Annotated in this window: 16 protein-coding genes; 12 read left to right on the plus strand and 4 right to left on the minus strand. The window is 70.8% G+C overall.

The annotated features are described in order from the left end of the window. The first annotated feature begins 31 nt into the window (after positions 1 to 31). From ACWEIJ_RS01830 to ACWEIJ_RS01855, 6 genes are all read left to right on the plus strand, one after another. A complete protein-coding gene (locus tag ACWEIJ_RS01830; RefSeq protein ID WP_449835307.1) occupies positions 32 to 1,024 on the plus strand; it encodes a Gfo/Idh/MocA family protein in 993 nt (330 codons plus the stop codon). 62 nt (positions 1,025 to 1,086) lie between these two features. Beyond that, positions 1,087 to 1,569: a SigE family RNA polymerase sigma factor gene (locus ACWEIJ_RS01835; protein WP_449835308.1), complete on the plus strand. Its 483-nt coding sequence runs from the start codon at positions 1,087 to 1,089 to the stop codon at positions 1,567 to 1,569. A gap of 5 nt (positions 1,570 to 1,574) precedes the next feature. Beyond that, positions 1,575 to 2,327 (plus strand): hypothetical protein, encoded by a 753-nt coding sequence (locus tag ACWEIJ_RS01840; protein WP_449835309.1) that lies wholly within the window; start codon positions 1,575 to 1,577, stop codon positions 2,325 to 2,327. Between the two features lie 102 nt (positions 2,328 to 2,429). Then, a complete protein-coding gene (locus ACWEIJ_RS01845; protein WP_449835310.1) occupies positions 2,430 to 2,627 on the plus strand; it encodes a hypothetical protein in 198 nt (65 codons plus the stop codon). 19 nt (positions 2,628 to 2,646) lie between these two features. Next, a complete protein-coding gene (locus ACWEIJ_RS01850) occupies positions 2,647 to 3,291 on the plus strand; it encodes a DUF1707 SHOCT-like domain-containing protein (protein ID WP_449835311.1) in 645 nt (214 codons plus the stop codon). A gap of 5 nt (positions 3,292 to 3,296) precedes the next feature. Further along, on the plus strand, positions 3,297 to 3,599 hold the full coding sequence (locus ACWEIJ_RS01855) for a hypothetical protein (RefSeq protein WP_449835312.1): 303 nt from the start codon (positions 3,297 to 3,299) through the stop codon (positions 3,597 to 3,599). Positions 3,600 to 3,637: 38 nt separating this feature from the next. Here the strand turns inward: ACWEIJ_RS01855 and ACWEIJ_RS01860 are convergent, their stop codons facing one another. Beyond that, a complete protein-coding gene (locus ACWEIJ_RS01860) occupies positions 3,638 to 6,478 on the minus strand; it encodes a BTAD domain-containing putative transcriptional regulator (RefSeq protein WP_449835313.1) in 2,841 nt (946 codons plus the stop codon). Between the two features lie 123 nt (positions 6,479 to 6,601). Here ACWEIJ_RS01860 and deoC point away from each other — a divergent pair, with 123 nt between their 5' ends. From deoC to ACWEIJ_RS01875, 3 genes are read left to right on the plus strand one after another with little or no spacing between them, the layout of a single operon-like run. Further along, entirely contained in the window at positions 6,602 to 7,558 is a 957-nt protein-coding gene (deoC, locus tag ACWEIJ_RS01865) for a deoxyribose-phosphate aldolase (protein ID WP_449835314.1), read from the plus strand. Positions 7,559 to 7,562: 4 nt separating this feature from the next. Then, positions 7,563 to 8,990, plus strand: coding sequence for an aldehyde dehydrogenase family protein (locus tag ACWEIJ_RS01870; protein WP_449835315.1), 1,428 nt, complete (start codon positions 7,563 to 7,565; stop codon positions 8,988 to 8,990). Beyond that, complete coding sequence (locus ACWEIJ_RS01875; protein WP_449835316.1) at positions 8,983 to 9,846, plus strand: aldehyde dehydrogenase family protein; 864 nt, start codon at positions 8,983 to 8,985, stop codon at positions 9,844 to 9,846. The genes ACWEIJ_RS01870 and ACWEIJ_RS01875 overlap by 8 nt, the downstream gene beginning before the upstream one ends. A gap of 22 nt (positions 9,847 to 9,868) precedes the next feature. Here the strand turns inward: ACWEIJ_RS01875 and ACWEIJ_RS01880 are convergent, their stop codons facing one another. Together ACWEIJ_RS01880 and ACWEIJ_RS01885 are read right to left on the minus strand one after the other, a co-directional pair. Next, a complete protein-coding gene (locus ACWEIJ_RS01880; protein ID WP_449835317.1) occupies positions 9,869 to 10,495 on the minus strand; it encodes a response regulator in 627 nt (208 codons plus the stop codon). Next, positions 10,492 to 11,622, minus strand: coding sequence for a sensor histidine kinase (locus tag ACWEIJ_RS01885; protein ID WP_449835318.1), 1,131 nt, complete (start codon positions 11,620 to 11,622; stop codon positions 10,492 to 10,494). The genes ACWEIJ_RS01880 and ACWEIJ_RS01885 overlap by 4 nt, the downstream gene beginning before the upstream one ends. Positions 11,623 to 11,731: 109 nt before the next feature. Here ACWEIJ_RS01885 and ACWEIJ_RS01890 point away from each other — a divergent pair, with 109 nt between their 5' ends. The 3 genes from ACWEIJ_RS01890 (at position 11,732) to ACWEIJ_RS01900 (ending at position 15,287) form a co-directional block, all read left to right on the plus strand. Continuing rightward, a complete protein-coding gene (locus tag ACWEIJ_RS01890; RefSeq protein ID WP_449835319.1) occupies positions 11,732 to 12,418 on the plus strand; it encodes an ABC transporter ATP-binding protein in 687 nt (228 codons plus the stop codon). Then, positions 12,415 to 14,601 carry an FtsX-like permease family protein gene (locus ACWEIJ_RS01895; protein ID WP_449835320.1) on the plus strand — a complete coding sequence of 729 codons (2,187 nt, stop codon included), beginning with the start codon at positions 12,415 to 12,417 and terminating at the stop codon, positions 14,599 to 14,601. Before ACWEIJ_RS01890 ends, ACWEIJ_RS01895 begins: the two co-directional genes overlap by 4 nt. 95 nt (positions 14,602 to 14,696) lie before the next feature. Then, positions 14,697 to 15,287 carry a MarC family protein gene (locus ACWEIJ_RS01900; protein WP_449835321.1) on the plus strand — a complete coding sequence of 197 codons (591 nt, stop codon included), beginning with the start codon at positions 14,697 to 14,699 and terminating at the stop codon, positions 15,285 to 15,287. Positions 15,288 to 15,291: 4 nt separating this feature from the next. Here ACWEIJ_RS01900 and ACWEIJ_RS01905 read toward each other — a convergent pair whose 3' ends face one another. Further along, the gene (locus ACWEIJ_RS01905) at positions 15,292 to 15,822 is read right to left on the minus strand and encodes an SMI1/KNR4 family protein (protein WP_449835322.1); all 531 of its coding nucleotides are present in this window, start codon (positions 15,820 to 15,822) and stop codon (positions 15,292 to 15,294) included. Positions 15,823 to 15,856: the final 34 nt, after the last annotated feature.

Here is a 15,856-nt window from a genome sequence, read left to right on the forward strand (position 1 = left end):
CTGTTAACTGAAGAGGTGTAGGGTCGGCCGCGTGACAGATCACGTGCGCATCGGAGTGCTCGGCGCGGCCATGATCACGCCGCCCGCTGTCATCCGGCCGGCCCGCTCCTCGACCGTCGCCGAAGTCGTCGCGGTGGCCGCCCGGTCGGCGCAGCGCGCCCAGGCCTTCGCCGACAAGCACGGCATCCCGCGCGTGCACGGCTCCTACGAGGACCTGCTCGCGGATCCGGCCGTCGACGCCGTCTACAACCCGCTGCCGAACGGCCTGCACGGCAGGTGGACGCTGGCCGCGCTGGAAGCCGGCAAGCACGTGCTGTGCGAGAAGCCGTTCACCGCCAACGCCGCCGAAGCCGCGGTGGTGGCCGAAGCCGCCGCCAAGTCCGGGCTCGTGGTGATGGAGGCGTTCCACTACCGCTACCACCCGCTGGCGCAGCGCGTGGACGAGATCATGAGGTCCGGGGTGCTGGGCCCGTTGCGGCACGTGGAGGCCTCGCTCTGCTTCCCGCTGCCGATGTTCTCCAACATCCGCTACGACTACTCGCTCGCGGGTGGCGCGATGATGGACGCCGGCTGCTACGCCGTGCACATGGCGCGCCTGCTGGGCGGCGAAGAACCCGAAGTCCGGTCGGCACGGGCGTTGCTGCGAGGCCCGTCCATCGACAGGGCGATGCGCGCCGAGCTGCGCTTCCCCTCCGGCCACACGGGTTCCGTGCACGCGTCGATGTGGTCGTCGACCGTGCTCAAGATGTCGATGAAGGCCATCGGCGAGAACGGCACGCTGAGCGTCTTCAACCCCATCGGGCCGCACGTGTTCCACCGGTTGTCGTTGCGGCTCAAGAACAGGAGCTCCGCCGAGACGTTCGGGCGGCGTCCGACCTACGCCTACCAGCTCGACGCGTTCACCGACGCGGTGCTGCACGGCAAGCCGTTCCCGACGACCGCGGACGACGCCGTGAAGAACATGACGGTGATCGACTCGATCTACCGGGCGGCGGGGCTGCCGTTGCGCCAGCCGACCGTGTGACCCAGAACACCCAACCCGCCCTCCCTCTCGCCGTGTCCTGAGTGAGGACAGAAGGGGGAGGGTTGGCTGACCACGACTACACCGAGTACGTCACGGCGGCGCTGCCCTGGTTGCGGCGCACCGCCTACCTGCTCTGCGGTGACGTGCACGGCGCCGACGACGTCGTGCAGGTCGCGATCACGCGGCTGTACGCGAACTGGCGCAGGGCGAAGGCCGCCGACAACCTCGACGCGTACGTCCGGGCGATCCTCGTCCGGACGTTCCTCAACGAGCGCAGACGCCCGTGGAGCCGGATGCGCCTCTTCGACCGGGTCGACGAGCTGTCCACCGTGACGAACCCGGAGTTCGAGACCCGCGAGGAGGTCCGGGTCGCCCTGATGCGCGTGCCCGCCGGTCAACGCGCGGTGCTCGTCCTCCGCTTCCTGTTCGACCTGCCCGTGGCCGAGGTCGCGCGCGCCCTGCGCTGCTCGGAGGGCACGGTGAAGAGCCAGACGTCGGCCGGGCTGACGACCCTGCGCGCACAGTTGGGAGTGACTCAGCGATGACTCGAATGTCCGAAGAGGACGGTGCACTGCTGCTCGGCCCGCTGCGCGCCGTCGACGTTCCGGCGTCCACCGGGGTCAACGTCCAGCGCGCGATCAGGTCCGGGAAACGCACGAAGGCCTTGCGGGTGACGGCGGCCGGGGCGTTCGTGCTGATCGTCGCGGGCCTGCTGCCGTTGATGATCCGGCCTGCCGCGGCACCCGCACCGGCCGCCGGCGCGTTCGACCCGTTCGTGCGCACGATCAGCGCAGGTCCGGTGCCCGGCCTGCAGACGAGCGCGTACTTCACCGGGCGAGAGCGTCAGTTGATCACGCTGACGCCCGAGCCCGGCGGCCACCAGTCCGGACTCGTCGAGGTGAACGCGGCGGGCGCGGTCGGTACGCCGTCGGGCGAACCGATGCCGGACGTCAACGGCAGGCGCGCGCTCTGGACCGGTACGACGGTCGCGGTCGAGTGGGAGCGCGGCGCGTGGGCTTTCGTTCAGGTGCAGGGATTTCCCGACGACCGCGACCGCGCGCGACTGCTCGCCGAGAGCCTGTCGTTCGACGAGCACGTGCAGATCAGGTTCCCGTTCACGGTGGAGACGTCGTGGCAGCTGGACGGCGTGCGCGACACCAGCGGCGTCGTCGAGCTGGTGTTCACCAACGGGGTTCGCGTCTCGTCGCGCGGCGCGGAGGGCAGCGTCCCGTACGCGGAGCTCCGCGAGGTGAGCGGCTCCGTGCGGCCGGCCGACCCTCCGGTCACGAACCCGCTGCGCTGACACCACCCGATTCAGTGGCCGCGCAACCCGATCCGGGAGTAAAGAATCGACAAAGCGACTCCGAAGTGTCTGCTGACCAGTTGAGACGCGGAGGAGCGAACGGTGACGATCGAGCAGAAGCCCGTCCAGCAGCTGTGCGAATCGCCGCTGCTCATCCTGGGTGTGTCGGCCTCACTCGCCGTGGCGATCGGCGTGCTGCCGATGACGTGGGGCTACAGCCCGGCGCTCGCCTCGGCCCTCGGAGCCCTGCTCGTTCTCGCCTTCGCGATCACCGTGAAGTTCGCACCGAACCGCAGGTGACCGCTCTAGACTCGATCGGGTGAGCGACGAGCTGGTACCCGCTGACCAGAGCCACCTGCGAGCCTCCGACGCGGACCGGGAACGGGTCGCCCAGGTGCTGCACAAGGCGACCGCCGAGGGCCGCCTCGACATCCACGAGCTGGACGAACGGCTCGCGGCCGTCTACGCCGCGAAGACCTACGGCGAACTCGTGCCCATCACCGCGGACCTGGTGCTGAGCGGTCTGCCCCAGACCCCGGTCGTGCCGCAGTACCAACCGGCTCTGAGCAACCGCATCGGCGGCGAGCCGGGCAGTGCGACGTCCGTCGCGTTCTGGTCCGGCGTCGACCGCAAGGGCCAGTGGGTGGTCCCGCGGCTGCACAACGCCGTCGCGGTCATGGGCGGCATCGACCTCGACCTGACCAACGCGCACTTCGCCGAGGCCGAGGTCACCATCAGCGTGTTCGCGTTCTGGGGCGGTGTCGACATCCGCGTGCCGGACGACATCAACGTGAAGGTCGAAGGGTTCGGCATCATGGGCGCGTTCGAGAACCGGGCGCCGGCGCGGCCGCACATCCCCGGTGCGCCGACGGTGCGCATCACCGGGCTCGCGATCATGGGCGGCGTCGACGTGAAGGGGCCGAAGAAAAAGAAGTCCCAGGTGCTGCGCGAACTGCTCGACTGATGCGGGTGGCGGACTTCGTCGAGCTGGCGGAGATGGCCGGCGCGACCGTCTGGCTCAAGATGGACGGGGAACGCGCCACGAAGAGGTGGACCGTGCTGATCTCCAGCGCGGACTTCGTGAGCCGCACGGACGTCAACCGGCTCGACCAGGCGCTCAGGTTCGCGCGGAACGAGTTGGCGAAGCTGCCGGGTGACTGGTCGTGGCTCGACGACCCGATCGAGGACCTCGACGACGTCGCCGAGTTCTACGAGGAACGCGGTCGCGACGGCGAGATCGTCATCATCGATCGGCCCGAGCTGTTGCGCTGACGAACGACTTCCGCTGGACGAGCGCCCGGTGCCGTTGCTCAGAGCAGCCTTGCGCCCATCTCCCGGCACAGTTCGTCCGCCCGGACCCGGTGGTCCACGTGATCGGGCAACGCGCGAGCGAGCCCGTCCAGGGCGTGCGCCTCCTCGATCCGGTACTCGATCTTCTCCGCGATAGCGAGCGCCGCGCGGTACTGCTCCGCCGCTTCCGCCGGCCGTCCGGCGGCGAGCTCGATGGCGCCCATGACGTTGTGCATGGTGCTGAGGTGGTCGAGCGCGACGCCGTGCCCGAGCGCCGCGAAAGCCTTGTGCGCGAACGAACGCGCCTCGTCGAGCCGTCCGGCGCGGCGCATCGCGCCGGCCGTCTTGATCAGGCCGCGCATGACGTAGTGGTCGTTGCCGACCTGCTCGGCCAGCGCCAGACCCTGCGCGAGGAGCACGAGGGCGCGGTCGTGCTCGCCCAGCACGCTGTGCGTGGCGCCGAGGCCGCAGAGGATCGACGCCTCCTCGCTCTGCTCGCCGAGCTCGCGGACGAGGTCGAGCGACTCGGTGAACCGCCCGAGCGCCTTCTCCGCGTCGCCGCGGGCCAGGTGGGCGCGGCCCATGTTGCTGACGCAGATCGCGTGGATCCGGAAGGACTCGATGATCCGTTGCGGCACCAGCCCTTCCTCGGCGACGGCGAGGGCCTCGTCGAAGCGTCCGAGGCGGTGCAGCACCATCGCCTTCATGGCCTGCGAGTCGCCTTCCCAGCGCATGTCGCCGAGCTCCTGGGCCAACGCCCGTGCGTGCTCCGCGTGCCCCAGCGCCTCCCGGTAACGGCAACGGCCGTAGGCCAGGTTGGCCAGGCCGAACGCCACGCCCATCTCCTTGTCCAGGTCGTCGGACCGGCGCGCGGCGGCGAGCGCCAGCACGTGCAGCTCGTCCAGGTCGTCGAGCCGGTGCGTGATGACCAGGCTGTGCCCGATGTCGCGGGTCAGCGCCCACGTGTTGTGGTCGTCGCCGATTTCCGCGAGCAGACGCGCGGACGCCAGGAGGTTCTCGCGTTCCGTGCGCAGCCACGTCATCGCGTCGCCGATGTTGCGCAGCACCGGCGGTTCGAGCGGCACCCGGTCGACCTTCGGCGACGAGTCCGGCCTGCCCGGCTGGAGGATGTGCGCCGCGGTGTTCGCGACGTGCAGGTAGTAGTCGAGCAGGCCGCGCGGTTCGTCGTCGGACAGCGAGCGCGCGAACTCGCGCACCAGGTCGTGGAACGTGTACCGGCCGCGCACGTGCTGCACGAGCAGGTGGTGGTCGAGCAGGTCCTCCAGCAGGTCGCGGGCGTCGTGGAACGACACGTCGGCCAGCGCGGCGGCCCCGTGCGCGTCGGCGTCGGGACCGGGCAGCCGGCCGAGCAGGGTGAACATCCGTTGCTGCGCAACGCTCAGCTGGTCGTACGACAGCAGAAAGGAGGCGACGACGGTCCGGTCCCCCGAGGTCAGCTCCGGCAACGTCCGCCGGTGCTCCCGCAGCCGTTCCACCAGGTCCGCGACCGTCCACTTCGGACGGCTGGCGAGTCGCGCCGCGGCGATCCGCAACGCGAGCGGCAACCTCCCGCACGTCTCGACCAGTGCCGCGACGGCCTCCGGTTCGGCCGCGGCCCGTTGCCCCACCACGCCGGTCACCAACGCCGTCGCGTCGTCGGCCGGCAGCACGTCGAGCGACATCGCCGCCGCCCCGTCGACCATCAGCCGCAGCCTGCTGGTGACGAGCGTGAGGCTGCCCGGCGTCCCCACCAGCAGTGGCCGCACCTGCTCGGCGGACGCCGCGTTGTCGAGCACCACGATCGCCCGCCGCCGCGCCATCTCCGCCCGCCAGGCCGTGACGCGCTGGTCGAGGTCGCCGGGGATGCGCGACGACGGCACCCCGACCGCCTGCAGCAGGTGCCGCAACGCCGCGTGCGCGGTCACGGGCTCACGGCCGGGCGTGAACCCGTGCAGGTCGACGAAGATCCGCGCGTCCGGGAACCGTTCGCCGAGCCGGTGCACCGCGTGCACGACGAGCGCGGTCTTCCCGACGCCCGCCATGCCGTCGACCACCACGACCTGATGCCCGTCGCCGAGCCCGGCCAGCTCCTCCGCGCGCCCGGTGAAGTCCGGCACGTCGAACGGCAGCGCGACGACCTGTTCGCCCGGTGCCTCCAGCGCCGGGTCCGCCCGGAGGATCCGCGCGTGCACGTCCCGCAGCTCGGCGCCGGGATCGATGCCCAGCTCGTCCGCCAGCAGCTCGCGCGTCTCCTCGTACCGCCTGAGGGCGTCGGCCTGCCGGCCGGCGCGGCACAACGCGATCAGTTCGAGCCTGACCAGGCTCTCCCGCAACGGGTTCGCCGCCGTCAGGCTCGTCAGTTCGGCGAGCACCGGCTCCCCGGTGTCGAGCGCCTTCGCCGCCCACGCCTCGGCCACGGACAACCGTTCCGCGGCGAGCTTCGTCCGCAGCGCGGCGACCACGTCCGAGTCGGTCAGCCCGCCCAGCGCGTGCTCCGGCCACAGGTCGAGGGCCTTCTTCAGCTCCTGGTCGCGCACCAGCGCACGGGCCGCGTGCAGGTCGACGACCCGCGGCTCGACCTCCAGCACGTACCCGGCGGCCCGCTTGCCGATCTCGGCCCCGGCCGTCCTGAGCACCTTGCGCAACCGCGACGAGTAGCTGTGCACCAACGCCCGCGGGTCTCCCGGCAGCGTCTCACCCCACAGCGCGTCGACGAGCCGGTCCACCGGCACCGCCGTGCCGGCCTCGATCGCGAGCATCGCGAAGAGCGTCCGCTGCAGGGGTGAGCCGAGCGGCAGGCGTTCGCCGTCCACCCAGGCGTCCACGGACCCCAGCAGCGTGATCCTCAGCACGTCAGCCACCCCCACATGATCCAGGATGACGGCCACTCCCCCGAGGAGGTTGCGCGTGCCGTTCAGATACGCCTGATCAGCGCAAACGGCTTCACTTAGGACGGGCGTCCCATTCCGCTTAGACTCGCGGTCATGGCTGCTCCAACGACACTGCCGTCGGCCCTGGCTGACGCCGTGCGCGACGAATCGTCGCTGCGGCGGTTCCTGCACGGGCTCCCCGGCGTCGACCAGGTCGGCGTCGAGCAACGAGCCGCGGGCCTCGGCACGCGGAGCATCAAGAAGGCCTCGAAGCTGCACGCCATCGACCTGGCGATCAGCATGGTGGACCTGACCACGCTGGAAGGCGCGGACACGCACGGCAAGGTGCGCAGCCTCGCCGCCAAGGCGAAGCGCCCCGACCCCGAGCGGCCGGACGTGCCGCGGGTCGCCGCGGTGTGCGTCTACCCGGACATGGTCAGGACGGCAGCGGACGAGCTCAAGGGCACCGGCATCAACATCGCCAGCGTCGCGACGGCGTTCCCCAGCGGCCGCAGCACGATGGACATCAAGCTGGCCGACACCCGGTTCGCCGTCGAGCAGGGCGCGACCGAGGTCGACATGGTGATCGACCGGGGCGCGTTCCTGAGCGGCCGGTACGGCGCGGTGTTCGAGGAGATCGTCAAGGTGAAGGAGGCCTGCGGGGGCGCGCACCTCAAGGTCATCCTGGAGACCGGCGAGCTCGTGACGTACGACAACGTGCGCAGGGCGTCCTGGCTCGCGCTACTGGCCGGTGGTGACTTCATCAAGACGTCGACCGGCAAGGTGCAGCCCGCCGCGACGCTGCCGGTCACGCACGTGATGCTGCAGGCGGTCAGGGACTGGAAGAACCAGACCGGCGAGCTGCGCGGGGTGAAGCCCGCGGGAGGCATCCGCAGCACCAAGGACGCGATCAAGTACCTCGTGGCCGTGCACGAGGTGGCCGGACCCGAGTGGCTCGACCCGCACCTGTTCAGGTTCGGCGCGTCGACGTTGCTGAACGACCTGCTCATGCAGCGGCGGACCCAGTTGGACGGCCACTACAGCGGCCCGGACTACGTGACGGTGGACTGAAGACATGTGGGAATACGCCCCCGCGCCCGAGTCGCGGGACATCGCGAACCTCAAGCCGAACTACCGGATGTTCGTCGACGGCAAGTTCGTCGAGGGCACCGGAGAGCCGCTCAAGACCATCAACCCGGCCACCGAGGAGGTGCTGGCGGAGGTCTCGACCGCGTCGCAGTCCGATGTGGACACCGCGGTCAAGGCGGCGCGCAGGGCCTACGACCGCGTGTGGTCGAAGATGCCCGGCAGCGAGCGCGCCAAGTACATCTACCGGATCGCGCGGCAGATCCAGGAACGCGCGCGTGAGCTCGCGGTGCTGGAGTCGCTCGACAACGGCAAGCCGATCAAGGAGTCGCGCGACGTCGACGTGCCCACGGCGGCGGCGCACTTCTTCTACCACGCGGGGTGGGCGGACAAGCTCTCCTACGCGGGCTACGGCCCGGACCCGAGGCCGCTGGGCGTCGCGGGCCAGGTGATCCCGTGGAACTTCCCGCTGCTGATGGCCGCGTGGAAGATCGCGCCCGCGCTGGCGTGCGGCAACACCGTCGTGCTCAAGCCGGCCGAGACCACGCCGCTGACGGCGCTGGTGCTGGCGGAGATCATCCAGCAGTGCGACCTGCCGCCGGGCGTCGTCAACATCATCCCCGGCGCCGGTGACGTCGGCGCGTCGCTCGTCGGGCACCCGGACGTGAACAAGGTGGCGTTCACCGGGTCCACCGACGTCGGCAAGATCATCCAGCGGGAGCTGGCCGGTACCAACAAGAAGCTGACGCTGGAACTGGGCGGCAAGGCGGCGAACATCGTGTTCGACGACGCGCCGCTCGACCAGGCCGTCGAGGGCATCGTCAACGGCATCTTCTTCAACCAGGGCCACGTGTGCTGCGCCGGATCGCGGTTGCTGGTGCAGGAGTCCATTGCGGACGAACTGCTGGAGAAGCTGCACACGCGGGTCAGCACGCTGCGCGTCGGCGACCCGCTGGACAAGAACACCGACGTCGGCGCGATCAACTCGCGCGAGCAGCTCACCAAGATCGAGGAGCTGACCGAGTCGGGCGAGGCCGAGGGCGCCCAGCGGTGGACGTCGTCGTGCCCGTTGCCCGACAAGGGTTTCTTCTTCGCCCCGACGGTGTTCTCCAACGTGTCGCAGGCGATGCGGATCGCCCGCGAGGAGATCTTCGGCCCGGTGCTGTCGGTGCTGACGTTCCGCACGCCGGACGAGGCCGTGGCCAAGGCGAACAACACGCCGTACGGCCTGTCCGCGGGCGTCTGGACGGAGAAGGGTTCGCGGATTCTCTGGATGGCGCAACGGATGCGCGCCGGCGTGGTGTGGTCCAACACGTTCAACCGCTTCGACCCGGCCGCGCCGTTCGGCGGGTACCAGGAGTCGGGCTTCGGCCGTGAGGGCGGCCGCACCGGTCTGGAGGCCTACCTCGATGTCTGATCGCGTCTCGGTCGCGAAGACCTACAAGCTCTACATCGGCGGCGCGTTCCCGCGGTCCGAGTCGGGCCGCAGCTACCCGGTGACCGACTCGAAGGGCGCCTTCCTCGCCAACGCCGCGCAGGGCTCCCGCAAGGACGCCCGTGACGCGGTCTCCGCCGCCCGCAAGGCCTTCCCGGGCTGGTCGGGTGCCACGGCGTACAACCGCGGCCAGGTGCTGTACCGGGTGGCCGAGGTGCTGGAGGGCCGCCGCGAGCAGTTCGTCAGCGAGGTCGCGGCCTCCGAGGGCGTGCCGCTGAAGAAGGCGCAGTCCCTCGTGGACACCGCGATCGACCGCTGGGTCTGGTACGCGGGCTGGACGGACAAGATCGCGGCGGTGCTCGGGTCGTCGAACCCGGTCGCTGGGCCGTACTTCTCGTTCTCCACGCCGGAACCGACGGGTGTGGTCGCGGTGCTCGCGCCGCAGCAGTCGTCGTTGCTGGGCCTGGTGTCCGTGATCGCGCCGGTGATCGCCTCCGGCAACACCGCGGTGGTCATCACCTCGCAGGACCGGCCGCTGCCCGCGATCACCCTGTCCGAGGTGCTCGCCACCAGCGACGTGCCCGGCGGTGTCGTCAACATCATCACCGGCCGCACCGCGGAGATCGCGCCGTGGCTCGCGTCGCACGCCGACGTGAACGCGCTCGACCTCACCGGCGCGCCGGAGTCGCTGCGCGCCGACCTGGAGCGGTCGGCGGCCGGCACGGTGAAGCGCGTGCTGCGCAACAAGGCCGGCGAGGACTTCGCAGTCACGCCGGACCTGTCGCGCCTGCGCGCCTACCTCGAAACGAAGACGGTCTGGCACCCCATGGGGGTCTGAACCCGTGCGGCGGCGGGCCCGGTCAGGAGTTGACCAGGCCCGCCCGCCACGCCCACGAGGCGATCTCCACGCGGTTGCGCACGTTCAGCTTGGTCTGCACGGACGCCAGGTGCGTCTTGACCGTGGACAACGACAGGAAGAGCGCCGACGCGATCTCCTGGTTCGTGAGCCCGCGCGCCACCTCCCGCACGACGTCCTGCTCGCGCGCGGTCAGCAGCCCGAGGTCCGGCTTGTCCGCGGGCCGGGAGAAGTGCTCCAGCATCCGGACGGTCACCTGCGGCGAGATCAGCGCGTTGCCCTGCGCCGCCGCCCGCACGGCCTCGACCAGCAACGCCGGACCGGCGTCCTTGGTCAGGAACCCGGACGCCCCGTTCTCCAGCGCCGTGTGCACGTACTCGTCCAGGTCGAACGTGGTCACCACGACGACCTTGGTGGACCCGGAGAGCTTCTTCGTGACCTCCAGGCCGTCCAGGCCCGGCATGCGGATGTCGAGCAGCGCCACGTCCGGCTTGTGCTCACGGGCGGCGGTGACCGCCGAGATCCCGTCGGCGACGTCCGCCACGACCGTGATGTCCGGCTGCTTCTCCAGGATCATCCGAAACCCGACGCGGACCATCTCCTGGTCGTCGGCGATGAGAACCGAGATCACTTCGTCCCTTCCAGGGGTAGCTCGGCGAGCACCTGCCAGCCGTTCTCGCGCGGACCCGCGGAGAACAGGCCGCCGAGCAGGTCGACCCGCTCACGCATGCCTACGAGACCGTAGCCACCCTGGTTCAGCTCGTGCGGGCGGCCGTCGTCCGCGACGATCACCCGCAGGGCGCCCCGAGGGGTCCTGGAGATCTCCACGTCGATCATGGTGGGGCTCTGCGCGTGTTTGTGCACGTTGGTGAGCGACTCCTGGACCAGGCGCAACACCGAGCGGCCGAGCTCGGGCGGCACCTCCTCGGGCAGGTCGATCCGCAGCCTGGTCTCGAAGCCCAGCTCGCGGGTGCGTTCGACGGTCGAGATCACGTCGGCCGCGAGGTCGGTCGTCGCCACGTCGCTCTCGCCCTGGCGCAGCGTGCCGACCAGCCGCCGCATCGCGCCCAGTGCTTCCGTGCCCGATCGGACAATGCCCGGCAGCAACCGGTGGGCGGCGCGCGGGTCGTCGTCGGAGACCTCCAGCGCGGCCTGGGCCTGCACGAGCATGCCCGTCACGTGGTGCGCCACCACGTCGTGCAGCTCGCGGGCCAGCGCGATCCGCTCCTCCTTCTGGGCGTCGGTGACGGCGGCGGCGATCAACCGGCCGCTCTCGGTGTCGCGGGCGCGGAAGTAGAGGCCGGTGCCGACCGCGAGCGAGCCCAGCACGAGCGAGCCGATCATCTCGTTGTAGTTGCTGGACGAAAGCCAGTTGTTGCGCACGATGGCGGCGAAGAAGCTCACGGCCATCAGCGAGCCCACCGACCACGCGGCGGCCCGGCGCGGCTCCTCGCGCACGATGACCGCGGTCAGCACGAGGCACGCGGCGGTCTCGGCGACGGTCAGCGGGCTCAGCAGCGTGGGCAGGCTGACGTGGAACAACCGGATGACGAACGACGCCGTGAAGATCGACGCCACGGTCACCGGAATGGTGAAGGCACGCGACTTGAACGACACCACGGCGGCGATGCACGGAGGCACGCTGAGCAACCACACGAGCGCCTCGGCGCTGCGCGGTCCGCTCATCAGGATCAGTTCGCCGAGCATCAGCAGGGCGAGCACACCGGCGATCGGCCATTGGCCCCGATGGTTGTCCACGATGGACAACGGTAGGACCACCACACCTCTCCGGCCTCGGTCATCCGGCTGATCCGGTGTGTCGTGAAGGCTGAGGTTTTGCCGGTCCGCACGCGGCACCGTCAACAGCATGAATTCCGTTCTGGCCGCTCGTGGCCTGGTCAAGACCTACGGCGACGTGCACGCGCTCGCCGGGGTGGACATCGACATCTCCGCCGGGGACGTGCTCGCGGTCGTCGGGCCGTCCGGTTCCGGCAAGACGACGCTGCTGCACGTGCTGTCCGGCATCCTGCGCGCCGACGGCGGCGAGGTGTTCCTCGACGGGCGCGCGATCGGCGAGCTGAACGAGACGGGACGCAGCGAGCTGCGGCGCACCGCGTTCGGGTTCGTGTTCCAGTCCGGCATGCTCGTCGCCGAGCTGACCGCGGAGGAGAACGCCGCGCTGCCGATGCTGCTCGCCGGCCGGTCCCGGGAGGAGTCGCTCGGCGCGGCGCGGCTGTGGCTCGGCCGCCTCGGCCTGCGGGGCCTGGAGAAACGGCGTCCCGGTGAGCTGTCCGGCGGGCAGGCGCAACGGGTCGCGATCGCACGGGCGCTGGCCCACCGGCCGCGGGTGATCTTCGCGGACGAACCGACCGGTGCCCTCGACACCCGCACCGGTCAGGAGATGATGACCGCCCTGCTGCAGGCCGCCGAGGAGACCGGCGCGGCCGTCGTGATCGTCACGCACGACAAGGCGATCGCCGACCGGGCGCTGCGCGTGGTCGAGATCCAGGACGGCCGGATCGCCCAGAAGATCGACACGGCGGTGTCCGCGTGAGGATCGCTCTCGCGGTGCTGCGCAGGGACCGCCGCAGCCAGGTCGCCACCGTGCTGGTCGCGCTCGGCGTGATGATCGCGGTGTCGCTGGTGCTGTGGCTGATCGCCGCACCGAACGGCCTGCAGGCGCGGGCGGACCGCACGGCGTGGCGCGACGTCCACGGTCAAGGCGACAAAGGCGCGATCTCCGTCGCGGTGAACCGGGACTCCTTCGACGGCAAGCTCATCGAGCGGTTCGACGTCGCGCGCAACGAGCCGGGCGACGTGCCGGTGGCCAAGGGCATCGCGAAGTTCCCCGAGGCGAACGAGGTGCTGCTCTCCCCCGCGCTCGCGGATCTCGTGCGCAGCACCCCCGCGGAGAACCTCGGCAACCGCTTCCCCGGCAGGCTGGTCGGCGAGCTCGGGCCGGAGGCGCTGAAGTTCCCCGGTGAGCTCGTCGCGATCATCGGTCACGACAAGGTCGAGAACGGCTTCCCGGCCACGGGTCTGAAGGGCGGCGCCGGCTCGTACCGCGACGACTACCACGGCATGCTCTACCTGCTCACCCGTGTCGGGCTCGTGGTGCTCGTCGTGCCGTGCCTCGTGCTGGTGGCGTCGGCCGCCCGGTTGACCGCCGCGAAACGGGAACGGCGGCTGGCGGCGTTGCGGCTCGCCGGTGCCAGCCCCCGGCAGGTCGTGATCATGACCGCCGTGGAGACCGCGATCGGCGCGGTCGCGGGCAGCGTGCTCGGCGTGCTGCTGGCGCAGCCGTTCAGCCACATCACCGCCGAGATCCCGTGGGAGGGCGGCACCTGGTATCCGGGTGACTTCGTGGCGGAACCCGCGGTCGTGGCGGCGGTGGCGGTGCTCGCGCCGGTGCTGGTGATCGCGGCGGCGATCATGGGGCTGCGCCGGGTGGTGAACCGGCCGCTCGCGGCCGAGGAGAAGCGCGGGGTGCGGTCGTGGCGGCTGCTGATGATCGCCGGGGCGTTGGGCGTGTTCTTCCTCGGCATCGTCTACGCGCAGCAGGCCAGGGGCGGCAACCAGTTCACCGTGGTGCTGCTCGGTCTCGGCGCGGTGGCGCTCGCGCTGGTGCTGGCGGGCCCGGTGCTGACGGCGTGGGTCGGCAGGTTCTTCGTCGGACGGTGGCGCAGGCCGTCGACGTTGCTCGCGGGGCGCCGGCTCTCCGGTGACCCGGTGGCGGCGTTCCGCGGCTCGGCGGGCGTGGTGATCGCGGTCTTCACCGGGTCGATGGCGCTGACCATGTTGCCGGGCCTGGAAAGCCAGGTGCCGTTCCGCGACGAGACGTGGAAGACGGACGCGATCGTGGCGGAGCAGGTGACCCACGACGTCACCCCGTTGCGGCTCGCGACCTCGGCGCCGATCGTCCCGATGCTCGACGGCACGGTGAGCACGGGCAAGGAACACGACTACGGCACGTACGTGATCGTCGGCAAGTGCGCGGACGTGGCCAAGGTGCTGAACGGGCTGTCGTGCCGGCCGGGACCTGCCGTGTACGCGCCGTCGAAGCCGAACGGCGACGTGTTCCGGTCGAGCGGGCCGCACGACGTGGTGACGGCGAACCTGCCCGCGCAGTACGAGACACGGCCGTTCAACGGCAACGGGCGGATCACCGCGGTGGTCGATCCGGAACTGCTGCCGGGCGTCGAGGGTCACGTGTCGATGGTCGGCGTGCCGACGACGCCCGAGAACCGCGACGCCGTGCACACCGCGCTGGTCGGCACGCTGCCGGGCGTGCAGCTGGTGGACGGCGAGCTGAGGGGCCTCTACGGCGACACGCTGATGGCCGACCTGGAACGCGCCACGGTGATCGGGTTGTCCATCGCGGCCGTGCTCGGCGGCATCGGCGCGGCGGTGGCCGCGGCCGGCTCGGTGATCGACCGCAGGCGCACGTTCGGCGCGTTGATCGCGGCCGGGACTCCGATTCGCGTGCTGGGTCACGCGTTGCGCCGGGAAGTGATGCTGCCGGTGTTCGCGGTCACCATCGCGGCGTGCGGTGCGGGAGTCGCCGTGGGCCTCGGACTGCTCGTTCTCGCGCGCGGACTCGTGGGCCACGGCGACATGCCGCTGACGCCGTGGGTGGTCGCTCCGGTGGGGGTCGGCATGGTGGTCGCCCTGGTCGCGGCCCTGGCGTGCGGTCCGGTGCTGCGGGGCATCAGCCCGCGGGACTACGCGGCGGAGTAGCGCTCGGCGGGTGAGGTGAGCCGCGACCTCGCCCGCACCGGGTGAATTGAGCTCGCCGAGTCGCGGCGCCACCTCCCCAGCTCGATCATGACCGCATGAGCTTCGTCGAGGCCTTCAGCATCCTCGTGGCCGTCGTCGGTCCGCCGAAGATCCTGGTGGCCTTCATGCTCGACACGGAGGGCGAGGACGCGGCCCAGCGCTGGCGGGTGGCGCTCACCACCACCGGCATCGCGCTCGTGACCGGTCTCTTCGTGGTCGGGGCCGGACGGCTGCTGATCCAGCTGTTCCACATCAGCGCCGGGGCGTTGATGCTCGCCGGTGGCGTGATCCTGTTCGTGCACGCGCTGGACCTCGTGCTCGGGCGCAAGCAGGAGCCGCAGCACGACCCGACCGGCGGCACGCACGAGCTGGCCACCTCGTACTACGCGAACCCCGTGGCGATCGCGTACCTGTTCCTGATGTCCGACGCCAGCACGGTCGCGTCGACGTTCGTGCTGGCCGCCGCGTTCGCCGCGGTGATCGCGCTGGACCTGGCGGCGATCGCGGTCCTCGGCATCCTGATGCGCTACGTGCAGATGACCTACACGTGGGTGCTGGCGCGAGTCCTCGGCGTGCTGCTGGCGGCACTGGGCGTCGACCTGATCATCAGCGGCCTGGAGGAGCTGCACATCATCGGCAAGGTCTAGCCGGCTAGCAGGTCCGCCAGCCCAGCTCACCGGCGGTGTTGACCTCGGGGAAGCAGTGCCCGACCGCGCCGCGCGTCTCCAGTGCCGTCGCGACCTGGTCGAACATCTCGACGATCGACGTCCACTCCGGCTTGACCATCTCGTTGCGCTCCTGGTCCCACTCGACCACGCAGCCGCGCAGCACGCCGGGCCGCAGGTCCACCGCGAGCACGTCGCCCGTGCCGTCGAACGCGATCGGCAGCCACTCCGGGTGGAAACCGGTCGTCGGCGAACCGGCCTCGGAGGCGTCCGCGGGCTTGCTCGTGTGGGTCTCGCGCAGCACGAATGCGCGGTCGGCGCCCATCGGCGTGTAGAAGGGCGGCAGGATCTCGGCGTAGAGGTCGTCCTCCGTGCCGCCGTAGACGCTCCACCACAGCTGCAGGTCGAGCGGAACCCGGAGCTCCGGCAGCGCGTCGTACCTCGGACGCAGCACGGCACGGGTGGCAGGCGCGTGCTCCGCCAGCCATGCCAGGATCCGGTTCCAGTGCTCGATCACGCCCACTACTCCATGATCTTGGCGGAACGCCGGG

Source organism: Lentzea sp. NPDC004789 (assembly GCF_053601075.1).

What these genes read in the sequence shown, in the direction of transcription:
- ACWEIJ_RS01840 (WP_449835309.1), top strand. Translation starts at nt 1,575, where the DNA reads ATGTCCGAAGAGGACGGTGCACTGCTGCTCGGCCCGCTGCGCGCCGTC.
- deoC (WP_449835314.1), top strand. Translation starts at nt 6,602, where the DNA reads ATGGCTGCTCCAACGACACTGCCGTCGGCCCTGGCTGACGCCGTGCGC.
- ACWEIJ_RS01870 (WP_449835315.1), top strand. Translation starts at nt 7,563, where the DNA reads ATGTGGGAATACGCCCCCGCGCCCGAGTCGCGGGACATCGCGAACCTC.
- ACWEIJ_RS01875 (WP_449835316.1), top strand. Translation starts at nt 8,983, where the DNA reads ATGTCTGATCGCGTCTCGGTCGCGAAGACCTACAAGCTCTACATCGGC.
- ACWEIJ_RS01890 (WP_449835319.1), top strand. Translation starts at nt 11,732, where the DNA reads ATGAATTCCGTTCTGGCCGCTCGTGGCCTGGTCAAGACCTACGGCGAC.
- ACWEIJ_RS01900 (WP_449835321.1), top strand. Translation starts at nt 14,697, where the DNA reads ATGAGCTTCGTCGAGGCCTTCAGCATCCTCGTGGCCGTCGTCGGTCCG.